Source organism: Streptomyces sp. C1-1 (assembly GCF_050214755.1).
Taxonomy (GTDB): Bacteria; Actinomycetota; Actinomycetes; order Streptomycetales; family Streptomycetaceae; genus Streptomyces.
The window spans coordinates 3,100,656-3,122,693 of sequence record NZ_CP189826.1; the positions used below are offsets into that span (position 1 = coordinate 3,100,656).

The following is a 22,038-nucleotide window of genomic DNA, read 5'->3' on the forward strand; positions in this document are numbered from 1 at the left end:
CATCGCGTCCCGGCTGGCAGGATCGCCCGCATGTCCAACGTGTTCCACCGGATCGGCAGGCGTCGGGCCCTGCAGGGCGCGGCCGCCGGCCTCGTCGTCCTCGGGCTGCTGCTGTGGTGGCTGCTGCCGCTGGGCGAGGACCCGCCGAGCGGGACGATCAAGTTCAGCACCGGTGCGGAGGCCGGGGTGTACCAGCAGTACGGCGGGCTGCTGCGCGACGCGTTCGACCACGACATGCCGCGGCTGAAGGTGCGGCTGCAGATCAGTGACGGTTCGCAGCAGAACGTCCGGCGCGTGGCGACCGGCGCGTCGGACTTCACGATCGCCCAGGCCGACGCGGTGGAGACGTACCAACTCGGCCACGAGCCCGGTGCCGGGCGGCTGCGCGGCGTCGCGCGGCTGTACGACGACTACGTCCAGCTCGTCGTCCCCCGTGACTCCGCCGTCAGGTCGGTGGCGGACCTGCGGGGCAAGAAGGTGGCGATAGGACCGCCGCGCTCGGGCGTACGGCTGATCGCCGAACGGGTGCTGAAGGCGGCGGGCATCGACGCGCGCAAGGAGATCACGCCGTTCGCCGACGGCATCGACGACGGACCCGAGAAGTTGAAGAAGGGCGACATCGACGCCTTCTTCTGGTCGGGCGGAGTCCCCACGCGGGGTCTGGAGAAGCTGGCCGACGGCCTCACCTTCCGGTTCGTGCCGATCAAGGCCGATCTCGTCGCCAAGCTGCACGCCCAGGGCGGCGCGGCCCGCTACTACCGCGCCACCAACATGCCGGAGTCGGCCTATCCCAGCATCCAGAACGGGATCGCCGTGCCGACCATCGCGGTGGCCAATCTGCTGGTGACGCGCAAGGACGTGGACACCCGGCTCACCGAGTGGGTGACCCGCACCGTGATCAAGAGCCGGGACATCATCGGCAAGGAGGTCCACTCCGCGCAGCTCGTGGACCTGCGCACCGCGATATACACCGATCCGCTGCCGCTGCAGGAGGGCGCAAGGCGCTACTACCGCTCGGTCAAGCCGTAGGGCCGTTCCTCGGCACCGACACCGTCACCGTCAGCCCGTGCGGCTCGTGACGGCCGTAGGAGATCGAGCCGCCGCCGGCCGCGAGCAGGGCGCGTGAGATGGACAGGCCGAGGCCGGAGCCCTTGATGTTCTGGTGGCGGCCGCTGCGCCAGAAGCGGTCGCCGACGCGGGCGAGTTCCTCGTCGGTCAGGCCGGGGCCGTTGTCGCTGACGACGACGGTCGAGGTGCTGCCGTTCGAGGCTACCTTCACCTCGACGCTCTGGTCCTGCGGCGTGAACTTGAGCGCGTTGTCGATCACCGCGTCCAGGGCGCTGGAGAGGGTGACCGGGTCGGCCCAGGCCGTGGTCGGCGGGCAGTCGCCCACCAGCCGTACGCCCTTGGCCTCGGCGGTCGGTGTCCAGGCGGCGACGCGCTCGGCGGTCAGCGCGCCGATGTCGGTGACCCTCAGGTCGGCCTCGGTGTGCTCGGCCAGGGCCAGGTCGAGCAGGTCGTCGAGGACCTCGGCGAGGCGCTTGCCCTCGGTGCGGACCGATGCGATCTCCTCGTTGTCCTCCGGCAGTTCGAGCGCGAGCAGTTCGATGCGCAGCAGCAGCGCCGAGAGCGGGTTGCGCAACTGGTGCGAGGCGTCGGCGACGAAGGCGCGCTGCTGCTCCAGCACGTCCTCGACGTTGTCCGCCATCTCGTTGAACGCCAGGGCCAGGCGCCTGAGTTCCGGTGGTCCGCCGGCGGCCGCGACCCGGGACTTCAGCCGGCCGCTGGCGATCTCGTGTGTCGTGGCGTCGAGCACCCGTACGGGCCTGAGCACCCAGCCCGTCAGCCGCAGTGCGGCGCCGACGGCCAGCAGCATCGCGGCGATCTCCCCGGCACCGATGATCAGCCAGCCGTGCAGGATGCGCGAACGCAGCGGTCCCGTCGGCGAGTCGGTGACGACGACCGCGACGACGTCGCCGTCCCGGATGACGGGCGAGGCGACGACGAGGCGGTGGCGCTGCCAGGGCCACACCTGCTTCGGGTCGTGGCTGCGGCGGCTGAGCTTCGCCTCGTCGAACGCCTCGCGCACCTCGCCCGAGCTGGGCAGGAAGAAGTCCGACGGCGCCTTGGCCATGGGGATGTCGGTGCGGCAGAACACCCCGGCGCGGATGCCGTAGACGCCGTAGTAACTGGTGAGTTCGCTGCCGAGGGTCTCCAGGCGTTCGTCCGTGGACGTCCTGGTGGAGCTGCAGGCGTCGGTGACGAACTGGGCGAGGGCCGCGAAACGCGCGGTGTCGTCGATCCGGTCGACGACCACCTTCTGCTGCTGGGCCGCGGCCAGGCTCACGGCGAGCGGGAGGCCGAGCGCGAGCAGCACGGCCGCCATCAGGACGATCAGCAGCGGGAGGAGTCGGGTACGCACCCGTGCACGCTACGGGGAGGGGGCGACGAGCCGGTAGCCGACGCCGCGTACGGTCTCGATCAGGGCCGGCATGCGCAGCTTGGCGCGCAGGGAGGCGACGTGCACCTCCAGGGTGCGTCCGGTCCCCTCCCAACTGGTCCGCCACACCTCGCTGATGATCTGCTCACGGCGGAAGACGACCCCGGGGCGCTGCGCGAGCAGTGCAAGCAGGTCGAACTCCTTGCGGGTCAGCTGGACGACCGAACCGTCGACGGTGACCTGACGCGTGGGAAGTTCGATGAGCACGGGGCCGAGGCGCAGTGTGCTGTCCTCGCCGTGGGCGGCGTCCTCGTGGACGGTGCGCCGGCTGACGGCGTGGATCCGGGCGAGCAACTCCCCGGTGTCGTACGGCTTGACCACGTAGTCGTCGGCGCCGAGGTTGAGGCCGTGGATGCGGGAGCGGACGTCGGAGCGTGCGGTGACCATGATCACCGGGGTGCTGGTGCGCTTGCGGATCTTGCCGCACACCTCGTAGCCGTCCTGGTCGGGCAGGCCGAGGTCGAGCAGGACGACATCGAAGCCGGCGCCCTCCGGGACCAGTGCCTGAAGGGCCTCCTCGCCGCTGCGCGCGTGCGTGACGGCGAAGCCATGCCGTGCCAGAACCGCTGAGAGAGCGGCGGCTACATGGTTGTCGTCCTCGACGAGGAGCAGTCTCATCCGGGCCTCCTTCGGTTCATCGGCCGTACGAACAGAGTGGGTAGGAACGTCCCCGGGCACGCGGGCACCCAGGCAGTCACGCTGATGGACGAGGACGCAGTCAAGTGGGTTCCGGTTGCGCCGGGCTTTAGTTACCCGGCCGATATGCGCCCTGCTCGCAAGTGCTACGACGAGTGTCCGATTGCTATCGGATCGTGATGCTCAGATTCCCCTCAGATGTAATGACGCTGGTGGAACGGCGTCACTACTGTCCTCCGAAACCGAGGAGGACGGAGCCCGATAGCGATGACCGAAGTATCGGTGGCCAAGCAGGACGTGGCCGCGACCGGCGAACTGGTCGTCCTGAAAAGCGTCAACAAGCACTTCGGCGCGTTGCACGTACTCCAGGACATCGATCTGACGATCGCCCGCGGCGAGGTCGTCGTGGTCATCGGGCCCTCGGGGTCCGGTAAGTCCACGCTGTGCCGCACCATCAACCGTCTGGAGACCATCGACTCGGGCACGATCGCCATCGACGGCAAGCCACTGCCCCAGGAGGGCAAGGAGCTCGCCCGGCTGCGGGCGGACGTCGGCATGGTCTTCCAGTCCTTCAACCTCTTCGCGCACAAGACCGTGCTCGAGAACGTGATGCTCGGCCAGATCAAGGTCCGCAAGGCCGACAAGAAGAAGGCCGAGGAGCGGGCGCGCACCCTTCTCGACCGGGTCGGCGTGGCCGCCCAGGCCGACAAGTACCCCGCACAGCTCTCCGGCGGCCAGCAGCAGCGCGTCGCCATCGCGCGGGCCCTGGCCATGGACCCGAAGGTCATGCTCTTCGACGAGCCGACCTCGGCCCTCGACCCCGAGATGATCAACGAGGTCCTCGAGGTCATGCAGCAGCTCGCCCGCGACGGCATGACCATGATCGTCGTCACGCACGAGATGGGCTTCGCGCGATCGGCCGCGAACCGCGTGGTCTTCATGGCCGACGGCCGGATCGTCGAGGAGGCCGCGCCCGACCAGTTCTTCAGCAACCCGCGCAGCGACCGTGCCAAGGACTTCCTGTCGAAGATCCTGCACCACTGACGGCCCGCCCTCCGCCCACGACGGCCTTTCTCTCTTCACCAGCCAAAGGATGTTCATCATGAAGCTCCGCAAGGTCACCGCCGCCTCGGCCGCCGTCCTCGCCCTCGCCGTGGCCGCCACGGCTTGTGGGTCCAGCGACAACAAGGACAGCGGTTCCTCCGGGGGCGGCGGCAATAAGATCAAGATCGGCATCAAGTTCGACCAGCCCGGCCTCGGCCTGAAGGAGCCCAACGGCGCCTACTCCGGCTTCGACGTGGACGTGGCGACGTACGTGGCGGGCAAGCTCGGCTACAAGCCCAGCCAGATCGAGTGGGTCGAGACCAAGAGCGCCGACCGTGAGAACGCGCTGCAGCGCGGCGACGTCAAGTTCATCGCGGCCACGTACTCGATCACCGACGAGCGCAAGCAGAAGGTCGACTTCGCCGGCCCGTACTTCCTGGCCCACCAGGACCTGCTGGTCAAGAAGGACTCCACCATCACCAAGGGCACGGACCTCAACGGCAAGAAGCTGTGCTCCGTGGTCGGCTCCACCTCGGCGCAGAACGTCCAGAAGACGATCGCCCCGAAGGCCAACCTGAAGACGAACAGCGGCTACTCCGAGTGCGTCGCCAGCCTCCAGAGCGGTGCCGTGGACGCGCTGACCACCGACGACTCGATCCTCGCGGGCTACGCGGCGCAGGACAAGTACAAGGGCCAGTTCAAGCTCGCCGGGCTCAAGCTCAGCAACGAGAACTACGGCATCGGCGTGAAGAAGGGTGACACCGCCACCCTCAACAAGATCAACGACGCTCTCAAGACCATGGTCAGCGACGGCACCTGGGAGAAGGACGTCAAGAAGAACTTCGGCCCGGCCAACTACCAGTACGAGCCGGCGCCGAAGCTCGGCCAGATCGTCAAGTAAGGCAGCGGCCCGGACCCCCGGCCACCGCAGGGACCCCGGGCGCGCCGCCGCCCGCCGCGATCACGGCGGCGGCGCGCCCGGCAATGGGCTTCGCCCTCCTCGTACGCCACACACCCGGAAGCGCGGGAGATCGTGTTCGACTTTCTTCATGGTTATGACGTCCTGGGGGCGTTCTGGATGACGGTGAAACTGACCGTCATCTCCGCCCTGGGCTCCCTGGTCTGGGGCACTCTGCTGGCGGCGATGCGGGTCAGTCCGGTCCCCCTGATGCGCGGATTCGGCACCGCCTACGTCAACATCGTCCGGAACATCCCCCTGACGGTCATCATCGTCTTCAACTCGCTCGGTCTCGCCGACATCTTCGGCGTGACCATGGGCGCCTCCGACTTCAAGATCCAGGGCTTCCGGCTGGCGGTGCTCGGTTTCGTCGCCTACACCGCGGCCTTCGTCTGCGAGGCGGTGCGGTCGGGCATCAACACCGTGCCCGTGGGGCAGGCCGAGGCGGCGCGCGCCATCGGGCTGAGCTTCAGCCAGACCCTCCGGCTCATCGTGCTGCCGCAGGCGTTCCGTTCGGTCATCGGCCCGCTGGCCAACGTCCTGATCGCGCTGACCAAGAACACCACGGTGGCGGCCGCGATCGGTGTCGCCGAGGCCGCGGCCCTGATGAAGACGATGATCGAGAACGAGGCCCAGACGCTGCTCATCGGCGCGGTCTTCGCCCTCGGCTTCGTCGTACTGACCCTTCCCACCGGCCTGATCATGGGCTGGCTGGGCAAGCGACTGGCGGTGAAGCGATGAGCTCCGTTCTCTACGACGCCCCCGGCCCCCGGGCCAAGCGGCGCAACGTCGTCCTCTCAGTGGTCTTCCTCGTCCTGCTCGGCCTGCTGCTGTGGTGGATCTGGCAGACGATGGACGACAAGGGCCAGCTGAAGTGGAGCCTGTGGCAGCCGTTCACCACGTCGGAGGCGTGGACGACGTACCTGCTGCCGGGCCTCGGCAACACCCTGAAGGCCGCCGCGCTCTCGATGGTCATCGCCCTTCCGCTGGGCGCGTTCTTCGGCATCGCACGTCTGTCCGATCACCGGTGGGTGCGCGTACCGGCCGGCGCCGTGGTCGAGTTCTTCCGCTCGATCCCGGTCCTGCTGCTGATGCTGTTCGCGAACGAGTTCTTCGCCCGCTCCACGAACGTGACCACCGAGGACCGGCCGCTGTACGCGGTCGTCACCGGCCTGGTGCTCTACAACGCCTCCGTCCTCGCCGAGGTGGTCCGCGCGGGCATCCTCGCCCTCCCCAAGGGTCAGACGGAGGCCGCGTACGCCATCGGTCTGCGCAAGGGCCAGACGATGACCAGCATCCTGCTCCCGCAGGCGGTCACGATCATGCTGCCGGCCATCGTCAGCCAGCTCGTCGTCATCGTGAAGGACACCGCGCTGGGCGGCGTGATGATCGGCTACACCGAACTGCTGAACGCCCGCAGCACGTTCGCCGCCAACTACGCCGACGTCATCCAGAGCTTCGTCGGCGTGGCGATCATCTTCATCGTGGTGAACTTCATCCTCACCAGCTTCGCGAGCTGGCTCGAGGGCCGGCTGCGGCGCAGCAAGCGGAGCACGGGGGCGGTTCTCGCCGAGGACCAGGTGGAGGTCAATCCCGCCGCGGTCGGCGGTGGCTTCGGGACCGGCGCTTCCGTATGACCTGATGATCACTCAACTGGCTTGACCCACATGGAGGCAGTGGCATGATCGCCACTGCCTCCGTCACTTGACGCAAACAACGACAATGGGTTGCATACGTTCTGTGATCGTGCACCCTGCTCCAACTTCCTGTTCACATATGTCCCTCAGGACACCGCCGCGGGCAGGGGGCGCCGCGCCGTGGACCCGGTGATCATCGTCGGAGCGGGGCCCGTCGGGCTCACGCTCGCCCTGGCGCTGGCCCGTCAGGAGGTGCCCTCCGTCGTCCTGGACGAGGGCCCCGGCAAGGACGAACCGCGTCCGGCGCGCACGGTCGTGCTGCGCGAGGACACCGCCGCCCTGATGCAGCGGCTGACCGGTCTGCCGGTCGACGAGGCCGGCGCGCGCTGGACCGGATGGCGGTCGCTGCGGCGCAAGCAGGTGATGCGCGAGATCACTTTCGACGACGACACCGACCCCGCTCCCCTGCACATCGCCCAGCACGTCCTGACCGGCGCCCTGCGCGAGTCCCTGGCGGGTGAACGGCTCGTCGAAATCGCCACCGACAGCCGCGTCGACACCATCGAACAGGAGCCCTCGGGCGTCACGGCCCACACCCGCGGCCCGAAGGGCACCTGGTGGCGGGGCAGTTACCTGGTCGGCTGCGACGGTGTCCGCTCCTCCGTGCGCAAGCTCCAGGACATCCGCTTCCCGGGCCGCACCGCGGTGGAGCGACACGCCGTGGCGGCGCTGCGCGCGGAGCTTCCGTTCGACGGTCACGCGTTGCTCCACCGGATGCCGCCGTGGCGGACGTCCGGGCCCTCGGGCGGGGAGGTCACCGGACGCCCGCTGCCGGACGGGGTGTGGCGCCTGGACTGGCTGCTGCCCCCGGGCAAGGACCTCGTCACGCCCGAGCTGCTGCTGGCCCGCATCCGCGAGACCCTGGCCGGCTGGACCGACGGCTCCACACCGCCGTACGACCTCCTCGACACCGGCGTCCACACCGTCCACCACCGGCTCGCGCGCAGGTGGCGGGCGGGCCGGGTCTTCCTCGCCGGGGACGCCGCGCACCTGCTCGGCGCGCTCGGCACGCAGGGGCTCGACGAGGGGCTCAGGGACGCCGACAACCTCGCCTGGAAACTGGCCCTGGCCTGGCACCACGGGCCGCACGAGGCACTGCTCGACAGCTACCAGGCGGAGCGGCGCGGCGCGGTCGCCGCCCGGCTGCGCGCCGCCGACCAGGTGCTGCCGCTGCTGCGCGGCGGCGGAGGCCTGCGCGCGTACGTCCCCGGCTCGGCCCGGGGCGCCGACGCGCTGCTCACGGACGCCCACCTGGGGCGCGGAGCACTCGGTGCGCCGGGGGCGTACGCCGACTCGCCGCTGGCACCCCGGCACCTGGAGGGCGAGGTGCCGGTCGACACGGCGCTCGGCGCGGCGGTCGCCGATGTGCGGGTGACCGCGGAGGACGGCACCTTCGTGCAGCTCCGGGACCGGCTCGGGCGCGGGGCACTGCTGGTCGTCCTCGTCGCGCCGGGCACGGGCGTGTGGGACCGCAAGCACTGGGTGACCGCCGGCGTCATGCCCCGGTTGGCGGCCGCCGTGGCCGCGCTGCCGCACCAGGCCGAACTGCTGGTCGCCGAGAGCTACCCGGGCGCCGCCGCACACACCGTCCTGCTCGTCCGTCCCGACGGCCACCTGGTCACGGCCTTCGGCGGGGTACGCCCGGCCGACCTGTACGCGGCCGCGGAGGCGGCGTTGGGCGGAACGGCGCAGGCGGGGACAGAGGCGGGAGCCGAGGCGGGGGCGGGCGCCGGGGCGCGTTGAGAGGGCGCGTTTAAGGGGGGCGCGTTTAAGGGGGGCGTTTAAGGGGGCGCCTTGAAGGGTTCGCGGGCGGGACGAGAGGTTCGCGGGCGCGTTGAGGCGAGTGTGGGCGCGGGGGCGCGTTGGGGCGAGGGCGCGTTGGGGCGAGGGCCGGCGTGCCGGCCTGCCGTCACTGTGCGGTCCACATAGTGACGGTGAGTTGACCGGTACGCACCGTCATGGTCTACTCCCGACCATGACCGACACCTGTGTGCGCCTGTGGCGGAGGGTCCATATGGACCTCGTCCGCTACGCGGGCTGCGTGTGTCGTCCGTCCTGCTGAATTCGCGTCCCTCTTCTTCTCCGCGCGCGCCGCTCTCGAGCCCTTCCGCGCGCTTCCCGCGAACGCTCTTCAGGACGGTGCCCCGTGTCTGTCTCCCCCTCTGTCCCCGTGCCTACGACGGCTTCCGCGACGGCTTCCGCGCCACCCGGGCCGACGCAGGCCGACCTGCTCGACTTCGTGCGGCGGACGGCCGCCGACGCCGAGCTGATCGCCTCGCTCCCGCTCGACCCCGAGGGCCGCACCTGGGTACGCCTGGAGGGGCCCGGCGGCAGTGAGGCCTGGCTGATCGGCTGGCCGCCCGGCTCGGGCACCGGCTGGCACGACCACGCCGAGTCCGTCGGCGCCTTCGTCACCGCGTCCGGTGAGCTCAAGGAGAACGCGCTCGCCGCCCGCCTGCCCGCCGACGGCTGGCGCACTCTGGAACTCGCCGACGGGGTGGACCGGGAGCGCCGGCTGCCCGCGGGCAAGGGACGCTCCTTCGGCCGCCACCACGTGCACGAGGTCCTGAACGAGTCCACCGACCGGCACGCGATCTCCGTGCACGCCTACTACCCGCCACTTCCGCAGATCCGCCGCTACAGCCGCGTGGGCCAGGTCCTGCGGCTGGAGCAGGTCGAGCGTCCGGAGGACTGGCAGTGAGCGGCGCAGGCGAACGGCCCGTGGGCATCGACGAGTTGCTGGAGCGGGTACGCGAGGGCTACGACCGGGTCGGTCCCGAGGAGGCGTACGACGCCGCACGGGCGGGCGAGGCCGTACTGGTGGACATCCGGTACGCCGCCCTGCGGGAGCGGGACGGCCTGATCCCCGGCGCACTCGTCGTCGAGCGCAACGAGTTAGAGTGGCGGCTCGACCCCCAGGGCAGCCACCGCCTCCCCGAGGCCACCGGCCATGAGCTGCGGGTCGTGGTGATCTGCAACGAGGGCTACGCGTCGAGCCTCGCGGCCGCGTCCTTGCACTCGCTGGGCCTGCACCGGGCCACTGATCTGATCGGGGGCTTCCAGGCCTGGCGGGCGGCCGGGTTGCCGGTGACGTCGTAGGGGGCGGTGAGGCGGGCGGTGGGGCGGAGGCTCCGGGCCTCTCCTTGGTGAGCGTCGGCGATTCACCCACGTGACCGGCTCTTCCCGGCGCTCCCCCTGTCAGTACCCCTCGTCTCCCAGGAGCTCCGTGTCCTCCCCCTCTTCCTCCAGCGCCTGGCGGACTACGCGCAGGGCCATGCCCTCGGGGTAGCCCTTGCGGGCGAGCATGCCCGCGAGGCGGCGGAGGCGCTTGTCGCGGTCGAGCCCGCGGGTGGAGCGCAGCTTGCGGGCGACGAGTTCGCGCGCGGTCTCCTCCTCCTGTTCGGAGTCGAGCTGCGCGACGGCCGCGTCGATCAACTCGGACTCCACGCCCTTGGTGCGCAGTTCCTGCGCGAGGGCCCGCCGGGCAAGCCCGCGGCCGTGGTGCCGCGACTCCACCCAGGCGTCCGCGAACGCGCCGTCGTTGATCAGCCCGACCTCCTCGAACCGCGACAGCACCTCCTCGGCCGCGTCGTCCGGGATCTCCCGCTTGCGCAGGGCGTCCGCGAGCTGTTTGCGGGTGCGCGGGGTCCCGGTGAGCAGGCGCAGGCAGATCGCCCGTGCCCGCTCCACCGGGTCCGCCGGCGGCTCCTCCCGCTCGGCCCTCGACAAGGAGGAGGAGCCCCCGTCCTCACCGAACGACTCTCCGCCGCGCCGCCTGCGACGCCCGCGGGAGCCGCCCGCACCACTGGTCCGCCCGCCACGACGGCGCGAACCTCCGTCGGCCTCGGCTTCGCCGTACGAACCACCGCCGAACGGTGGCTCGGTGCCGTACGACGACCCCGTGCCGTACGCACTCGCGCGGCCGTGTCCCCCGTCCGCGTCCCGCCGCGTCTCTTCCCCGTCCGCCTCGCCGCCCGGACCGGCAAAACCCCCGTCGTCCCTCCTGCCCCGACCGCGTGGTGTGTCGGGGTAGGTGTACTCCGCCCAGTCGGTTCGCCGTGTCACGGGGTCAGCTCTTGGCGGCCGGAGCCTTGGCCTTGGTCGCCTTGGCCGCCGGTGCGGGCACCGCCTTCGCGGCGTCGTCCGGGGCAGCGCCGACCGCGGCGTCGACGCCCGGCTGGGTCGTCGGCTCCTCCGGGCGCACGCCCACGCCGAGCTTCTCCTTGATCTTCTTCTCGATCTCGTTGGCCAGGTCGGGGTTGTCCTTCAGGAAGTTGCGCGCGTTCTCCTTGCCCTGGCCGAGCTGGTCGCCCTCGTACGTGTACCAGGCGCCGGCCTTGCGGACGAAGCCGTGCTCCACGCCCATGTCGATCAGGCCGCCCTCGCGGCTGATGCCCTGGCCGTAGAGGATGTCGAACTCGGCCTGCTTGAAGGGCGGCGCGACCTTGTTCTTGACGACCTTGCAGCGGGTGCGGTTGCCGACCGCCTCCGTGCCGTCCTTCAGGGTCTCGATGCGACGGATGTCGATGCGCACCGAGGCGTAGAACTTCAGCGCCCGGCCACCGGTCGTGGTCTCCGGGGAGCCGAACATCACGCCGATCTTCTCGCGGAGCTGGTTGATGAAGATGGCGGTGGTCTTGGACTGGTTGAGCGCGCTGGTGATCTTCCGCAGGGCCTGGCTCATCAGACGGGCCTGCAGACCGACGTGGCTGTCGCCCATCTCGCCCTCGATCTCCGCGCGCGGGACGAGCGCGGCGACGGAGTCGATGACGATGAGGTCGAGGGCGCCGGAGCGGACCAGCATGTCCACGATCTCCAGGGCCTGCTCGCCGTTGTCCGGCTGGGAGAGGATCAGGTTGTCGATGTCGACGCCGAGCTTCTTCGCGTACTCAGGGTCGAGGGCGTGCTCCGCGTCGACGAAGGCGACCTGGCCGCCGGCCTTCTGCGCGTTGGCCACCGCGTGCAGGGTCAGCGTGGTCTTACCGGAGGACTCCGGTCCGTACACCTCCACCACACGGCCACGCGGCAGGCCGCCGACGCCGAGGGCGACGTCGAGCGCGGTCGACCCGGTGGGGATGACCTCGATGGGCTCGTTCGGCCGCTCGCCGAGGCGCATCACCGCGCCCTTGCCGAACTGCCGTTCAATCTGTGCGAGCGCGGCATCCAGGGCCTTCTCGCGGTCGGTTCCTGCCATGGGTTCCACCCGATTTGCTTGAGTCGATCGCTTCACGTCAAAGACGCTAACGCCTGCCACTGACAATGCGCCTCGACGCCCGTCCGGCCTGTGGATAACTCGGGTACTTCTCCGCCGAAACCGGCTCGAATCACCCGTCGAGAGCCTCGCCGGAGCCTCCATAAGAATGGATGTTCGATTTTGGTGTCAAGCGCACCACGGAGACGGGCCGTAGGCAGGCCGGAAACGAGACGGAGACGGGCCGTAGGCGGGCCGAGAGCGCGGCCGACGCCCCGCTCGGGCTCGACTCGGGCTCGACTCGGGCTCGACGGAAGGAGCTGCCTCAGGCCTGCCGGGAAGAGCCGACCTCGGGCTCGCCCCCGGGCTCGCCCCCGGGCTCGCCCTCGAGCGGCGCCTCTTCCGCCCGTCGCGCCCAGAGCAGTCTGGCGCGCGTGAGGATCCCCTGCCCCGACCCCGGTCCTCCGCGCCGGTGCCCGTGCACCCGGGGGTCGTCCGTGACCGCGTACCGCTTCACGTACGCCCCCAGGAACGCCTGCAGCGTGGCGACCGCCGGGATGGCGATCAGCGCGCCGACCGCGCCGAGGAGCGCGGTGCCGGCGATGACCGAGCCGAAGGCGACGGCGGGGTGGATGTCGACGGTCTTCGCGGTCAGCTTGGGCTGCAGGACGTAGTTCTCGAACTGCTGGTAGACCACGACGAAGACCAGCACCCACAGCGCGTACCAGGGGTCGACGGTGAACGCGACCAGCATCGGCAGAGCGCCCGCCAGGTAGGTGCCGATGGTCGGGATGAACTGCGAGACCAGGCCCACCCACACGCCGAGCACGGGCGCGTACGGCACGCCCAGGATCTGCAGCAATATGTAGTGCGCGATACCGGAGATGAGTGCCATCAGCCCGCGCGAGTACAGGTATCCGCCGGTCTTGTCGACGGCGATCTCCCAGGCGCGCAGCACCTCGGCCTGCCGGGCGGGCGGCAGTACCGAGCAGATCGCACGGCGCAGGCGGGGCCCGTCGGCGGCGAAGTAGAACGAGAACAGCGTGATCGTGAGCAGTTGGAAGAGTCCGCCGAGGACCTGGGCGGACACGTCGAGGACGCCCGTGGCGCTGTGCTGCACGTAGTTGCGCAGCCAGTCGGAGCGGAGCAGGCCCTTCTGGACGTCCACCCGTTTCAGGTGGGTGTGGAAGTGCGCGTTGACCCAGTTGATGACCGAGTCGAGATAGTTCGGGAAATCCTCGACGATCTTGATGATCTGGCCCGCCAGCATGGAGCCGAGCAGGGTGACGAAACCCGCGGCCGCGATCATGACGGCCAGGAAGACGAGTGCCGTGGCCAGCCCCCTGCGCATGCCGCGCGCGGCCATCCAGCTCACCGCCGGTTCGATGGCGAGGGCCAGGAAGAACGCGATGAGGATGTTGATCAGCAGGCCGGTGAGCTGGTGGAACGCCCAAGTGCCCAGTTGGAAGGCGGCATAGAGGGAGAGCACCAGCACCACGGCCCGCGGCAGCCAGCGCGGCATGCGCGCGCCCGAGGCGGCGCCGTCGGCCGGGGGGCGGTCGGGCGGCGTCGTGCCGAACGGGGAGGCGTGCCGGGCCTGCGGCTCGGTCTCGTCAGTGGGTGCCACGGAGCAAGTCTCGCCCACGGGTACGACAATCATCCCCCGCCCTGCGATCTTCGTGACCGATCAGTACTTCGCGCGCGGAACCTTCACGCCCGATCAGTGGCTGTCGCGCAGAACCTTCACGCCCGATCAGTGGCTGTCGCGCAGAACGTCCATGCCCGATCAGTGCCTCTCGCCCGGAACGTCCATGACCGTGCAGACCACGCGCCACACGTCCTTGGCGTCCCAGCCGGCGTCCAGTGCCTCGTGCACCGTGCGCCCGCCCAGCTCCGTCATCACGTGGTCGCGCGCGAAGGTGTCGGCGTACCCCGGGCCGAAGTGATCCGCCATCCGCTGCCAGAAGACCGTCAACCGCATGCCTCCAGTATCCCGCCCCTGGGGGTGGGCCTGAGACGTGACCGCTTGTCGAGACCGCTTTCCGCCCTACGGTCTTTCGCATGTCCGAAACCGGAGCTTCCCCACTCCCTGCCACACCCCCGGCGCGCTCCCCGCTCTTCCGCGCCGAGCACTTCGTCTGGCTCACCGCGCGCGTACTGGAACAGCGCCTCTTCGCGCACCACTTCCTGAACGGCGGCGCCGACCCGGTCGAGACCGCCCTGGACGCCTACCGCAACGAGGACGGCGGGTACGGCCACGCCCTGGAGCCCGATCTGCGCGGCCCCGTCAGCCAGCCGCTGCACACCGGGCACGCGCTGCGCGTCCTGGACTCCATCGGGCGCTGCGGCGGCCAGCGCGTGGAACGGGTGTGCCGCTACCTGACCTCCGTCTCGACGGCGGACGGCGCGCTGCCGGCGATCCATCCCAGCCAGCGGGGCTACCCGGCGGCCCCCTTCATGCCGATCGTGGACGACCCGCCGAGCGAACTGCTCGCCACCGGGCCCGTGGTGGGTCTGCTGCACCGCAACGAGGTGTGGCACGCCTGGCTGTTCCGGGCCACCGACTTCTGCTGGCACGCGATCGATTCGCTGGAGAAGTCCCACCCCTACGAGATCGAGGCCGCCGTGGCCTTTCTGGACTCGGCTCCCGACCGTCCGCGCGCGGAGGCGGCCGCCGACCGGCTCGGCCGTCTGGTGCGCGAACACCGGCTGGCCGCACTGGACCCGGACGACCTCGCCGCCTATCCGGTGGCGCCCGGCTACGCCCCCGGTGAGCACCACTTCCCGCACGACTACGCGAAGACGCCGAGCTCACTCGCGCGCGCGTGGTTCACCGACGACGAGATCGAGCGCTCCCTGGACTTCCTCGCGGGCGGTCAGCAGGAGGACGGCGGCTGGCCGATCCGGTGGCGTCAGTGGGCCCCGGGTATCGCCCTGGAGGCGCGTCCTCAGGTGACGATCGAGGCGCTGCGCACCCTCAGGGCGTACGGCCGTTCCATCGGCTGACGGCCCCCGCCGTCACCAGCCCATGGCACGTACCCCGGCGGTCACCACCACAGCCGCGGCCACCACGAGCAGGAAGGGGGCGCGCAGAACCAGCGCGACAGCGGCCGCGAGAACACCGGCCACGCGCGCGTCCAGCACCAGGGCGCGTCCGTCGGCGAAGGTCTGCTGGGCGGTGAGGGCGGCCAGCAGGGCCACCGGCATGAGGGCGGCCAGCCGCCTGACGTACGGCCGCTGCAGGGCGCCCTCGGGAACGAACAGACCGGCGACCTTGACGACGTAGCAGCCGAGAGCCGTCAGGCCGATGGCGATCCAGGTGCTCAACGGTCCTCCCCCGTGGCGTCAGCGGGCACCCGGCCGGCGCGGCGCCCCTGCAGGAGCAGGACGCCCGGAGCGGCCAGCGCGGCCACCAGGACGGGCACACCGGCGGGCAGGAAGGGCAGCAGTACGAGCCCCAGCACGACGGCGAGCCCGGCGACGGCGCGCTCGGTGCCGGTCCTCAGCATCGGTGCGAGCAGAGCGAGGAAGACGGCGGGCCCGGCGGCGTCGAGGCCCCACGCGTCCGTGTCCCCGATGGCCTTGGCGCCCAGGGCGCCGAGCAAGGTGGTGAGGTTCCACAGCAGGTACAGGCTGAGCCCGGTCACGGTGAACCCGATCCGGGCAGCACGCCGCGTGGGCTGCGCGAGCGTGACCGCGGTGGTCTCGTCGATGACCCACTGCGCCGCGAACGGCCGCAGCAGGCGCGGTAGCGCCAGCACCTGTGACAGGCGCAGCCCGTAGAAGGCGTTGCGCACACCGAGGAAGAAGGCGCCGGCGGCCGCCGTGAAGGGGTTGCCGCCGGCCGCGAGCGCCCCGACGAGGGCGAACTGGGACGCGCCGGTGAACACCAGGAGGCTGAGCACGCAGGTCTGCAGCAGCGTGAGCCCGCTGCCGGCCGAGGTCACCCCGAAGGCGAACCCGGACAGTCCGACGGCGACGCCGACTCCGAGCGCGTCCCGGACCACGGCGGCATCCGTCTTGCCTCCTCCACCGGCACCTGTCTCTGCGAGAGCTGTCTGTTCTGCCACGTGCCCGAGGCTACGGAGACGACGGCGGGGCGTCTTGTACGTTCTTGCGCTCCCGCTGGTAGGCACCCGGGGGCACGCCGACGATCCGTGCGAAGTGCCGGTTCAGATGCGGTTGATCGGTGAACCCCACGGCGACGGCCGCCTCCGCGGGCGCAGTCCCGGCGTCGAGCAGCCGCCGCGCCCGCCGCACCCGGGCATCCGTCAGCCAGGCGTGGGGCGGCATCCCGTAGGCGTCCCGGAAGGACCGCAGCAGCGCGAACGGACTGGTCCCGAGATCACCCGCCAGCGCCTGAAGCGTCGGCGGCTCGACCATCCGCTCCTCCAGCACGGCACGCGCGCGTGCCGCGACCCGGGCCCCCGCCGTCCGCACGGCGCGCTGCGGCAGCGGGCCGCCGTTGAGCCGCAGCAGCCGGGTGACGGCGACCCGCAGCAGTGTGTCGGCGGCCAGCGCGTTGCCTTCGTCGGCGGCCCGCAGGACCTGATGGACGAGTCGCACGGCGTACGGATCGTCGAGTACGGGCCTGACGAATCCCGGGGTCCCACGGATGAGGGTGGTCTCGGCCGCGATCTCGGAGACGAGGTCCGGCGACGGGTACACGGCCCCGTACCGCCACCCCTCGGGCACCCCGGCCCGCCCCGTGTGCGAGGTGTCGGGATTGACCAGCGCCAGAGCCCCCGCCCCCGCGTACTGGTCGGCACCGCGGTGGTGGAAGACCTCGACCCCGTCGGCGATGGCCGCGATGACGAAGTGCTCATGGGTGTGGCGCACGAACGTCTTGCGAACGTACCGGGCCCGCAGCAGATCGACGCCGGGCAGGTCGGCGTACCGCCAGTGCCGAGCCGCCTCCTCACCGAAATCCGCCATACCGCCGATTCTCCGCCACGCGCTCCGCCCCCGCCGAGCCGCACCCGCGCTCCCGGCCCCGCCCCGCCCCGCCCCACCGCACCGCACCGCACCGCACCGGGACCTTCCGCCCGCGCACCGCGAACCCGCAGGTCAACCGTATTGTCAGTGGCCGGGTGCAGGATGGACGCATGGTCAGCGACGCACAACGAGCCCTCGACGGCTTCTCCCCCGCGACCCGCGGCTGGTTCACGGGGGCCTTCTCCGCGCCCACCGCGGCCCAGGCGGGCGCGTGGAACGCCATCAGAGAGGGCTCGGACGTGCTGGTGGTGGCCCCCACCGGCTCCGGCAAGACCCTGGCCGCCTTCCTCGCCGCCCTGGACCAGCTCGCCTCCACACCCCCGCCCGCCGACCCGAGGAAGCGCTGCCGGGTCCTGTACGTGTCCCCGCTGAAGGCCCTCGCGGTGGACGTGGAGCGCAACCTCCGCAGCCCCCTCACCGGCATCCGCCACGAGTCCGTCCGCCTCGGCCTGCCCGAGCCCGAGGTGAAGGTGGGCATCCGCTCCGGCGACACCCCCGCCGCAGAGCGCCGCGCCCTGGCCACCCGCCCCCCGGACATCCTGATCACCACCCCCGAGTCCCTCTTCCTGATGCTGACGTCGTCGACCCGCGACGCGCTGACCGGCGTGGAGACGGTGATCCTGGACGAGGTGCACGCGGTGGCCGGCACCAAGCGCGGCGCCCACCTCGCGCTCTCCCTGGAGCGCCTGGACGAGCTCCTGCCCAAACCGGCCCGCCGAATCGGCCTGTCCGCGACCGTCCGCCCGGTGGACGAGGTGGCCCGCTACCTGTCACCGCGCCGCAAGGTGGAGATCGTCCAGCCGAAGTCGGGCAAGGAGTTCGACCTCTCGGTCGTCGTCCCGGTGGAGGACCTGGGCGAGCTGGGCGGCTCACCGGTCGCCGAGGGCACGGAAGGGGCGGAGCGGCCCTCCATCTGGCCCCATGTCGAGGAGCGGATCACCGACCTCGTGCAGGCCCACCGCTCCACGATCGTCTTCGCCAACTCCCGCCGCCTCGCGGAGCGGCTGTGCAACAGGCTCAACGAGATCGCGTACGAGCGCGCCACGGGCGAGCCCCTGGACGAGCACCACGCCCCGGCCGAGCTCATGGGCGGCTCGGGAGCCGCCCAGGGCGCCCCGCCCGTCATCGCGCGCGCCCACCACGGCTCGGTCTCCAAGGAGCAGCGGGCCCTGGTCGAGGAGGACCTCAAGGCGGGCCGCCTGCCCGCGGTGGTGGCGACGTCCAGCCTGGAACTCGGCATCGACATGGGCGCCGTCGACCTGGTCGTCCAGGTCGAGTCACCCCCTTCGGTCGCCTCCGGGCTCCAGCGCGTCGGCCGCGCGGGCCATCAGGTCGGCGCGGTCAGCACCGGCGTGGTCTTCCCCAAGTACCGGGGCGACCTGGTCCAGGCGGCGGTGGTCACCGAGCGCATGCGTACCGGCTCCATCGAGTCCCTGCGGGTCCCCGCCAACCCGCTGGACGTCCTGGCCCAGCAGCTGGTCGCCATGACGGCCCTGGACACCTGGCAGGTCGACGACCTCCTGGCCACGGTCCGTCGCGCGGCCCCCTTCGCGTCCCTGCCCGAGTCGGCGTTCACCGCGGTCCTGGACATGCTCGCGGGCCGCTACCCGTCCGACGCCTTCGCCGAGCTGCGCCCGCGCGTGGTGTGGGACCGCGTCGCCGGCACGGTCACCGGCCGTCCGGGCGCCCAGCGTCTCGCCGTGACCTCGGGCGGTACCATCCCCGACCGCGGTCTCTTCGGGGTCTTCCTCGCCGGATCCGATCCCAAGAAGGGCGGCGGCCGGGTCGGCGAGCTCGACGAGGAGATGGTCTACGAGTCGCGGGTCGGCGACGTGTTCACGCTCGGCACGAGCTCCTGGCGGATCGAGGACATCACCCGCGACCGCGTCCTGGTCTCCCCCGCACCGGGCGTCCCTGGCCGCCTGCCCTTCTGGAAGGGCGACCAGCTCGGCCGCCCGCTCGAACTGGGGCGCGCGCTGGGCCAGTTCCTGCGCGAGGTCGGCTCCCTGCCCAAGGAGGACGCCCGGCTGCGCCTCCTCACGGCGGGGCTGGACGCCTGGGCGGCGGACAACGTCCTGTCCTACCTGGACGAGCAGCGCGAGGCCTGCGGCCACATCCCCGACGACCGCACGATCGTGGTGGAACGGTTCCGGGACGAGCTGGGCGACTGGCGCGTGGTCGTCCACTCCCCGTTCGGCGCTCAGGTGCACGCCCCGTGGGCGCTCGCCCTCGGCGCCAAGCTCTCCGAGCGATACGGCATGGACGCACAGGTCATGCACGCCGACGACGGCATCGTCCTGCGCCTGCCCGACGCCGATCTCATGGGCCTGGACCTGCTCGACCGGGAGCCGATGAAGGCGGGCACGGAGTACGACGCCGACCAGGCCCCCGTGGGCGCGGCGGACGTCGTCTTCGACAAGGGCGAGGTCGACCAGATCGTCACCGACCAGGTCGGCGGCTCGGCCCTGTTCGCGTCCCGTTTCCGCGAGTGCGCGGCCCGCGCGCTGCTGCTCCCGCGCCGCAACCCCGGCAAACGCACCCCGCTGTGGCAGCAGCGCCAGCGAGCCGCGCAACTGCTCGAGGTGGCCAGCGAGTTCGGCTCGTTCCCGATCGTCCTCGAAGCCGTCCGCGAGTGCCTTCAGGACGTCTTCGACGTGCCCGGACTCGTCGAGCTGATGGGCGACCTCGAGGCCCGCAAGGTGCGTCTGGTGGAGGTCACCACCCCGGAGCCGTCCCCCTTCGCCCGTTCCCTCCTGTTCGGGTATGTCGCCCAGTTCCTGTACGAGGGGGACTCGCCGCTCGCCGAGCGCCGAGCCGCCGCCCTCTCCCTCGACTCGCGTCTGCTGGCCGAACTGCTGGGTCAGGCGGAACTGCGCGAGCTCCTCGACGCCGAGGTCCTGACCGAGCTGGAGCGCGAGCTCCAGTGGCTCACCGAGGACCGACGCGTCAAGGACCCCGAGGGGGTCGCCGACATCCTGCGGCTCCTGGGCCCGCTGACCGACACGGAGCTGGCCGAGCGGGGTGCGGAGCCGCAGTGGGTCCGGGAGCTGGCCTCCGCCCGGCGCGTGATCCGGGTCCGTGTCTCCGGCACCGAGCACTGGGCGGCCATCGAGGACGCCGGCCGCCTGCGCGACGCACTCGGCACAGCGCTCCCCGTCGGCGTCCCCGAGGCCTTCATGGAGCCGGTCAAGGACCCCCTGGGCGACCTGCTGGCCCGCTACGCCCGCACCCACGGCCCGTTCACGTCGGCCACGGCGGCGACCCGCTTCGGCCTGGGAGTGGCGGTCACGGAAGGCGCGCTGCAGCGTCTCGCCGCTAACGGCCGCGTCGTACAGGGGGAGTTCCATCCCGCGGGCATCGGCCAGGAGTGGTGCGACGCGTCCGTGCTGCGCCGCCTGCGCCGCCGTTCCCTGGCCGCGCTGCGGCACGAACTGGAGCCGGTGCCGCCCGCCGCACTCGCCCAGTTCCTCCCGCAGTGGCAGCACATCGGCAAGGGACACGCACTGCGCGGCATCGACGGACTGGTCCGGGCGATCGAGCAGCTGCAAGGGGCGTCCGTCCCCGCGTCGGCCCTGGAGAAGCTGGTGCTGCCCTCCCGTGTCGCCGGCTACACACCGGCGATGCTCGACGAGCTCACCGCCGCCGGAGAGATCGTCTGGGCCGGCGCGGGCGCGCTTCCCGGCAAGGACGGCTGGGTCTCCCTCTACACGACGGACGCGGCCCCGCTCCTCCTGCCCCCACCGCACCCCCTGGAACTGACCGCGCTGCACCAGTCCGTGCTGGACGCCCTCTCCGGCGGCTACGGCCTGTTCTTCCGGCAGATCGCCGACCAGGTCCGCGCCACGACCCACCCCGAGGCCACCGATCCCCAACTGGCCGATGCCGTCTGGGACCTGGCCTGGTCCGGGCGCCTGACGAACGACACGCTGACCCCCATGCGCTCCCTGCTGGGTTCGGGCCGCACCGCGGGCTCCACGGCCCACCGGGCCAAGCGCACAGTCCCGCGCGGCCGCTACGGCTCCCTGACCGCCGCCGCCCGCACCGCGTCCCGAACGGGCCCGCCCACGGTCGCCGGCCGCTGGTCCCTGCTCCCCGCCCACGAGCCCGACCCGACGGTCCGCGCCCACGCCCTCGCCCGTACTCTCCTCGACCGGCACGGCGTGGTCACCCGGGGCGCCGTCGCCGCGGAGGGCGTCGAGGGCGGCTTCTCGGCGACGTACCGCGTCCTGTCCGTGTTCGAGGAGAGCGGCCAGGCGCGACGCGGCTATGTCGTGGAGGGACTCGGCGCGGCCCAGTTCGCGATGGACGGCGCGGTGGACCGCCTCCGCGCGGTCTCCAACGCCCGGGACCGAGGCGAGTCCCTCCCCCACCCGCCCATGGACGACATGACCTGGCCGCCCGCCTCCCTTGAGATCACGGGCTTCACCGACGACCTGGACGGCTTCCCGCCCACCCCTCGCTCCCGCGACGAGTACGTCTCGCCCCGCGACTTCGCCGATCCCGGCGCGGGCGGCCCACGCGGGGGCGGCTCCTCGTACGTGCCCTACGCCTCGTACGGCTCCCCCGCCCCCAACCGCCGCCCGCGTCCGACCCCCGACTCGCGGGCCGTGGTCCTGGCCGCCGCCGACCCGGCGAACGCCTACGGCGCCGCCCTTTCCTGGCCGGAGCCCCCGACCGGCGCGGGCCACAAACCGGGCCGCAAGGCAGGCTCCCTGGTGGTCCTCGTCGACGGCGAACTGACGCTCTACATGGAACGCGGCGGCAAGACCCTTCTCGCCTGGCCCGCCGACCCGGACGCCAGGGCCACGGACGACCCCCGCCTCCAGTCGGCCGCCGAAGCCCTGGCCACAGCGGCCCGAGCGGGCTCGCTCGGAACGGTCACGGTGGAACGCATCAACAACGCCCAGGCCCTGACCTCCCCCATCGGCACCCTCCTGGAAGGAGCGGGCTTCATCGCAACCCCCAGAGGCCTGCGCCTACGCGCATAACGCCACGCCCCCGCACCCCCGGCCCAACC

General features: G+C 71.5%; 20 protein-coding genes. 11 read left to right on the plus strand and 9 right to left on the minus strand.

What is annotated here, in order from left to right; all coding sequences use genetic code 11:
* Positions 1–30 precede the first annotated feature (30 nt).
* Positions 31–1,029 carry a TAXI family TRAP transporter solute-binding subunit gene (locus ACQF4J_RS13975; RefSeq protein WP_351577581.1) on the plus strand — a complete coding sequence of 333 codons (999 nt, stop codon included), beginning with the start codon at positions 31–33 and terminating at the stop codon, positions 1,027–1,029.
* Here the strand turns inward: ACQF4J_RS13975 and ACQF4J_RS13980 are convergent.
* Together ACQF4J_RS13980 and ACQF4J_RS13985 are read right to left on the minus strand one after the other, a co-directional pair.
* A complete protein-coding gene (locus tag ACQF4J_RS13980; RefSeq protein WP_351577584.1) occupies positions 1,019–2,422 on the minus strand; it encodes a sensor histidine kinase in 1,404 nt (467 codons plus the stop codon). The two genes, ACQF4J_RS13975 and ACQF4J_RS13980, sit on opposite strands and share 11 nt — an antisense overlap.
* 9 nt (positions 2,423–2,431) lie before the next feature.
* Positions 2,432–3,118 carry a response regulator transcription factor gene (locus ACQF4J_RS13985; protein ID WP_351577587.1) on the minus strand — a complete coding sequence of 229 codons (687 nt, stop codon included), beginning with the start codon at positions 3,116–3,118 and terminating at the stop codon, positions 2,432–2,434.
* Positions 3,119–3,403: 285 nt separating this feature from the next.
* Here ACQF4J_RS13985 and ACQF4J_RS13990 point away from each other — a divergent pair, with 285 nt between their 5' ends.
* From ACQF4J_RS13990 to ACQF4J_RS14025, 8 genes are all read left to right on the plus strand, one after another.
* Positions 3,404–4,180 carry an amino acid ABC transporter ATP-binding protein gene (locus ACQF4J_RS13990; RefSeq protein ID WP_427165726.1) on the plus strand — a complete coding sequence of 259 codons (777 nt, stop codon included), beginning with the start codon at positions 3,404–3,406 and terminating at the stop codon, positions 4,178–4,180.
* 58 nt (positions 4,181–4,238) lie between these two features.
* Positions 4,239–5,081, plus strand: a complete 843-nt coding sequence (locus ACQF4J_RS13995; RefSeq protein ID WP_351577593.1) for a glutamate ABC transporter substrate-binding protein — start codon at positions 4,239–4,241, stop codon at positions 5,079–5,081.
* A gap of 132 nt (positions 5,082–5,213) precedes the next feature.
* Positions 5,214–5,879, plus strand: a complete 666-nt coding sequence (locus ACQF4J_RS14000) for an amino acid ABC transporter permease (protein WP_351577596.1) — start codon at positions 5,214–5,216, stop codon at positions 5,877–5,879.
* Positions 5,876–6,775, plus strand: a complete 900-nt coding sequence (locus tag ACQF4J_RS14005; protein ID WP_427165727.1) for an amino acid ABC transporter permease — start codon at positions 5,876–5,878, stop codon at positions 6,773–6,775. The genes ACQF4J_RS14000 and ACQF4J_RS14005 overlap by 4 nt, the downstream gene beginning before the upstream one ends.
* 180 nt (positions 6,776–6,955) lie before the next feature.
* Positions 6,956–8,578 (plus strand): FAD-dependent monooxygenase, encoded by a 1,623-nt coding sequence (locus tag ACQF4J_RS14010; RefSeq protein WP_427165728.1) that lies wholly within the window; start codon positions 6,956–6,958, stop codon positions 8,576–8,578.
* A 232-nt stretch (positions 8,579–8,810) separates the two neighbouring features.
* A complete protein-coding gene (locus ACQF4J_RS14015) occupies positions 8,811–8,897 on the plus strand; it encodes a putative leader peptide (RefSeq protein WP_313960178.1) in 87 nt (28 codons plus the stop codon).
* Positions 8,898–8,981: 84 nt separating this feature from the next.
* Positions 8,982–9,536 (plus strand): cysteine dioxygenase, encoded by a 555-nt coding sequence (locus ACQF4J_RS14020; RefSeq protein ID WP_351577605.1) that lies wholly within the window; start codon positions 8,982–8,984, stop codon positions 9,534–9,536.
* A complete protein-coding gene (locus ACQF4J_RS14025; RefSeq protein ID WP_351577608.1) occupies positions 9,533–9,934 on the plus strand; it encodes a rhodanese-like domain-containing protein in 402 nt (133 codons plus the stop codon). Before ACQF4J_RS14020 ends, ACQF4J_RS14025 begins: the two co-directional genes overlap by 4 nt.
* Before the next feature lie 99 nt (positions 9,935–10,033).
* Here the strand turns inward: ACQF4J_RS14025 and recX are convergent, their stop codons facing one another.
* From recX to ACQF4J_RS14045, 4 genes are all read right to left on the minus strand, one after another.
* On the minus strand, positions 10,034–10,900 hold the full coding sequence (gene recX, locus ACQF4J_RS14030; protein WP_351577611.1) for a recombination regulator RecX: 867 nt from the start codon (positions 10,898–10,900) through the stop codon (positions 10,034–10,036).
* A 4-nt stretch (positions 10,901–10,904) separates the two neighbouring features.
* On the minus strand, positions 10,905–12,029 hold the full coding sequence (recA, locus tag ACQF4J_RS14035) for a recombinase RecA (RefSeq protein ID WP_351577615.1): 1,125 nt from the start codon (positions 12,027–12,029) through the stop codon (positions 10,905–10,907).
* Between the two features lie 322 nt (positions 12,030–12,351).
* The gene (locus ACQF4J_RS14040; protein ID WP_427165729.1) at positions 12,352–13,653 is read right to left on the minus strand and encodes an AI-2E family transporter; all 1,302 of its coding nucleotides are present in this window, start codon (positions 13,651–13,653) and stop codon (positions 12,352–12,354) included.
* A gap of 159 nt (positions 13,654–13,812) precedes the next feature.
* A complete protein-coding gene (locus tag ACQF4J_RS14045; protein ID WP_351577621.1) occupies positions 13,813–14,007 on the minus strand; it encodes a DUF3046 domain-containing protein in 195 nt (64 codons plus the stop codon).
* An 80-nt stretch (positions 14,008–14,087) separates the two neighbouring features.
* On the opposite strand from ACQF4J_RS14045, the gene ACQF4J_RS14050 reads away from it, so the two are divergent.
* Positions 14,088–15,032, plus strand: coding sequence for a hypothetical protein (locus tag ACQF4J_RS14050; RefSeq protein ID WP_351577624.1), 945 nt, complete (start codon positions 14,088–14,090; stop codon positions 15,030–15,032).
* A 12-nt stretch (positions 15,033–15,044) separates the two neighbouring features.
* On the opposite strand, the gene ACQF4J_RS14055 is transcribed toward ACQF4J_RS14050, so the two are convergent.
* From ACQF4J_RS14055 to ACQF4J_RS14065, 3 genes are read right to left on the minus strand one after another with little or no spacing between them, the layout of a single operon-like run.
* Positions 15,045–15,353, minus strand: a complete 309-nt coding sequence (locus ACQF4J_RS14055; protein ID WP_427165730.1) for an AzlD domain-containing protein — start codon at positions 15,351–15,353, stop codon at positions 15,045–15,047.
* A complete protein-coding gene (locus ACQF4J_RS14060; protein ID WP_427165731.1) occupies positions 15,350–16,096 on the minus strand; it encodes an AzlC family ABC transporter permease in 747 nt (248 codons plus the stop codon). Before ACQF4J_RS14060 ends, ACQF4J_RS14055 begins: the two co-directional genes overlap by 4 nt.
* Positions 16,097–16,106: 10 nt before the next feature.
* A complete protein-coding gene (locus tag ACQF4J_RS14065; RefSeq protein ID WP_351799245.1) occupies positions 16,107–16,961 on the minus strand; it encodes an AraC family transcriptional regulator in 855 nt (284 codons plus the stop codon).
* A gap of 170 nt (positions 16,962–17,131) precedes the next feature.
* On the opposite strand from ACQF4J_RS14065, the gene ACQF4J_RS14070 reads away from it, so the two are divergent.
* Positions 17,132–22,009 carry an ATP-dependent helicase gene (locus ACQF4J_RS14070; RefSeq protein WP_351577636.1) on the plus strand — a complete coding sequence of 1,626 codons (4,878 nt, stop codon included), beginning with the start codon at positions 17,132–17,134 and terminating at the stop codon, positions 22,007–22,009.
* Positions 22,010–22,038: the final 29 nt, after the last annotated feature.

What these genes read in the sequence shown, in the direction of transcription:
- ACQF4J_RS13975 (WP_351577581.1), top strand. Translation starts at nt 31, where the DNA reads ATGTCCAACGTGTTCCACCGGATCGGCAGGCGTCGGGCCCTGCAGGGC.
- ACQF4J_RS13985 (WP_351577587.1), bottom strand. Translation starts at nt 3,118, where the DNA reads ATGAGACTGCTCCTCGTCGAGGACGACAACCATGTAGCCGCCGCTCTC.
- ACQF4J_RS13990 (WP_427165726.1), top strand. Translation starts at nt 3,404, where the DNA reads ATGACCGAAGTATCGGTGGCCAAGCAGGACGTGGCCGCGACCGGCGAA.
- ACQF4J_RS13995 (WP_351577593.1), top strand. Translation starts at nt 4,239, where the DNA reads ATGAAGCTCCGCAAGGTCACCGCCGCCTCGGCCGCCGTCCTCGCCCTC.
- ACQF4J_RS14005 (WP_427165727.1), top strand. Translation starts at nt 5,876, where the DNA reads ATGAGCTCCGTTCTCTACGACGCCCCCGGCCCCCGGGCCAAGCGGCGC.
- ACQF4J_RS14015 (WP_313960178.1), top strand. Translation starts at nt 8,811, where the DNA reads ATGACCGACACCTGTGTGCGCCTGTGGCGGAGGGTCCATATGGACCTC.
- recA (WP_351577615.1), bottom strand. Translation starts at nt 12,029, where the DNA reads ATGGCAGGAACCGACCGCGAGAAGGCCCTGGATGCCGCGCTCGCACAG.
- ACQF4J_RS14045 (WP_351577621.1), bottom strand. Translation starts at nt 14,007, where the DNA reads ATGCGGTTGACGGTCTTCTGGCAGCGGATGGCGGATCACTTCGGCCCG.
- ACQF4J_RS14050 (WP_351577624.1), top strand. Translation starts at nt 14,088, where the DNA reads ATGTCCGAAACCGGAGCTTCCCCACTCCCTGCCACACCCCCGGCGCGC.
- ACQF4J_RS14065 (WP_351799245.1), bottom strand. Translation starts at nt 16,961, where the DNA reads ATGGCGGATTTCGGTGAGGAGGCGGCTCGGCACTGGCGGTACGCCGAC.
- ACQF4J_RS14070 (WP_351577636.1), top strand. Translation starts at nt 17,132, where the DNA reads ATGGTCAGCGACGCACAACGAGCCCTCGACGGCTTCTCCCCCGCGACC.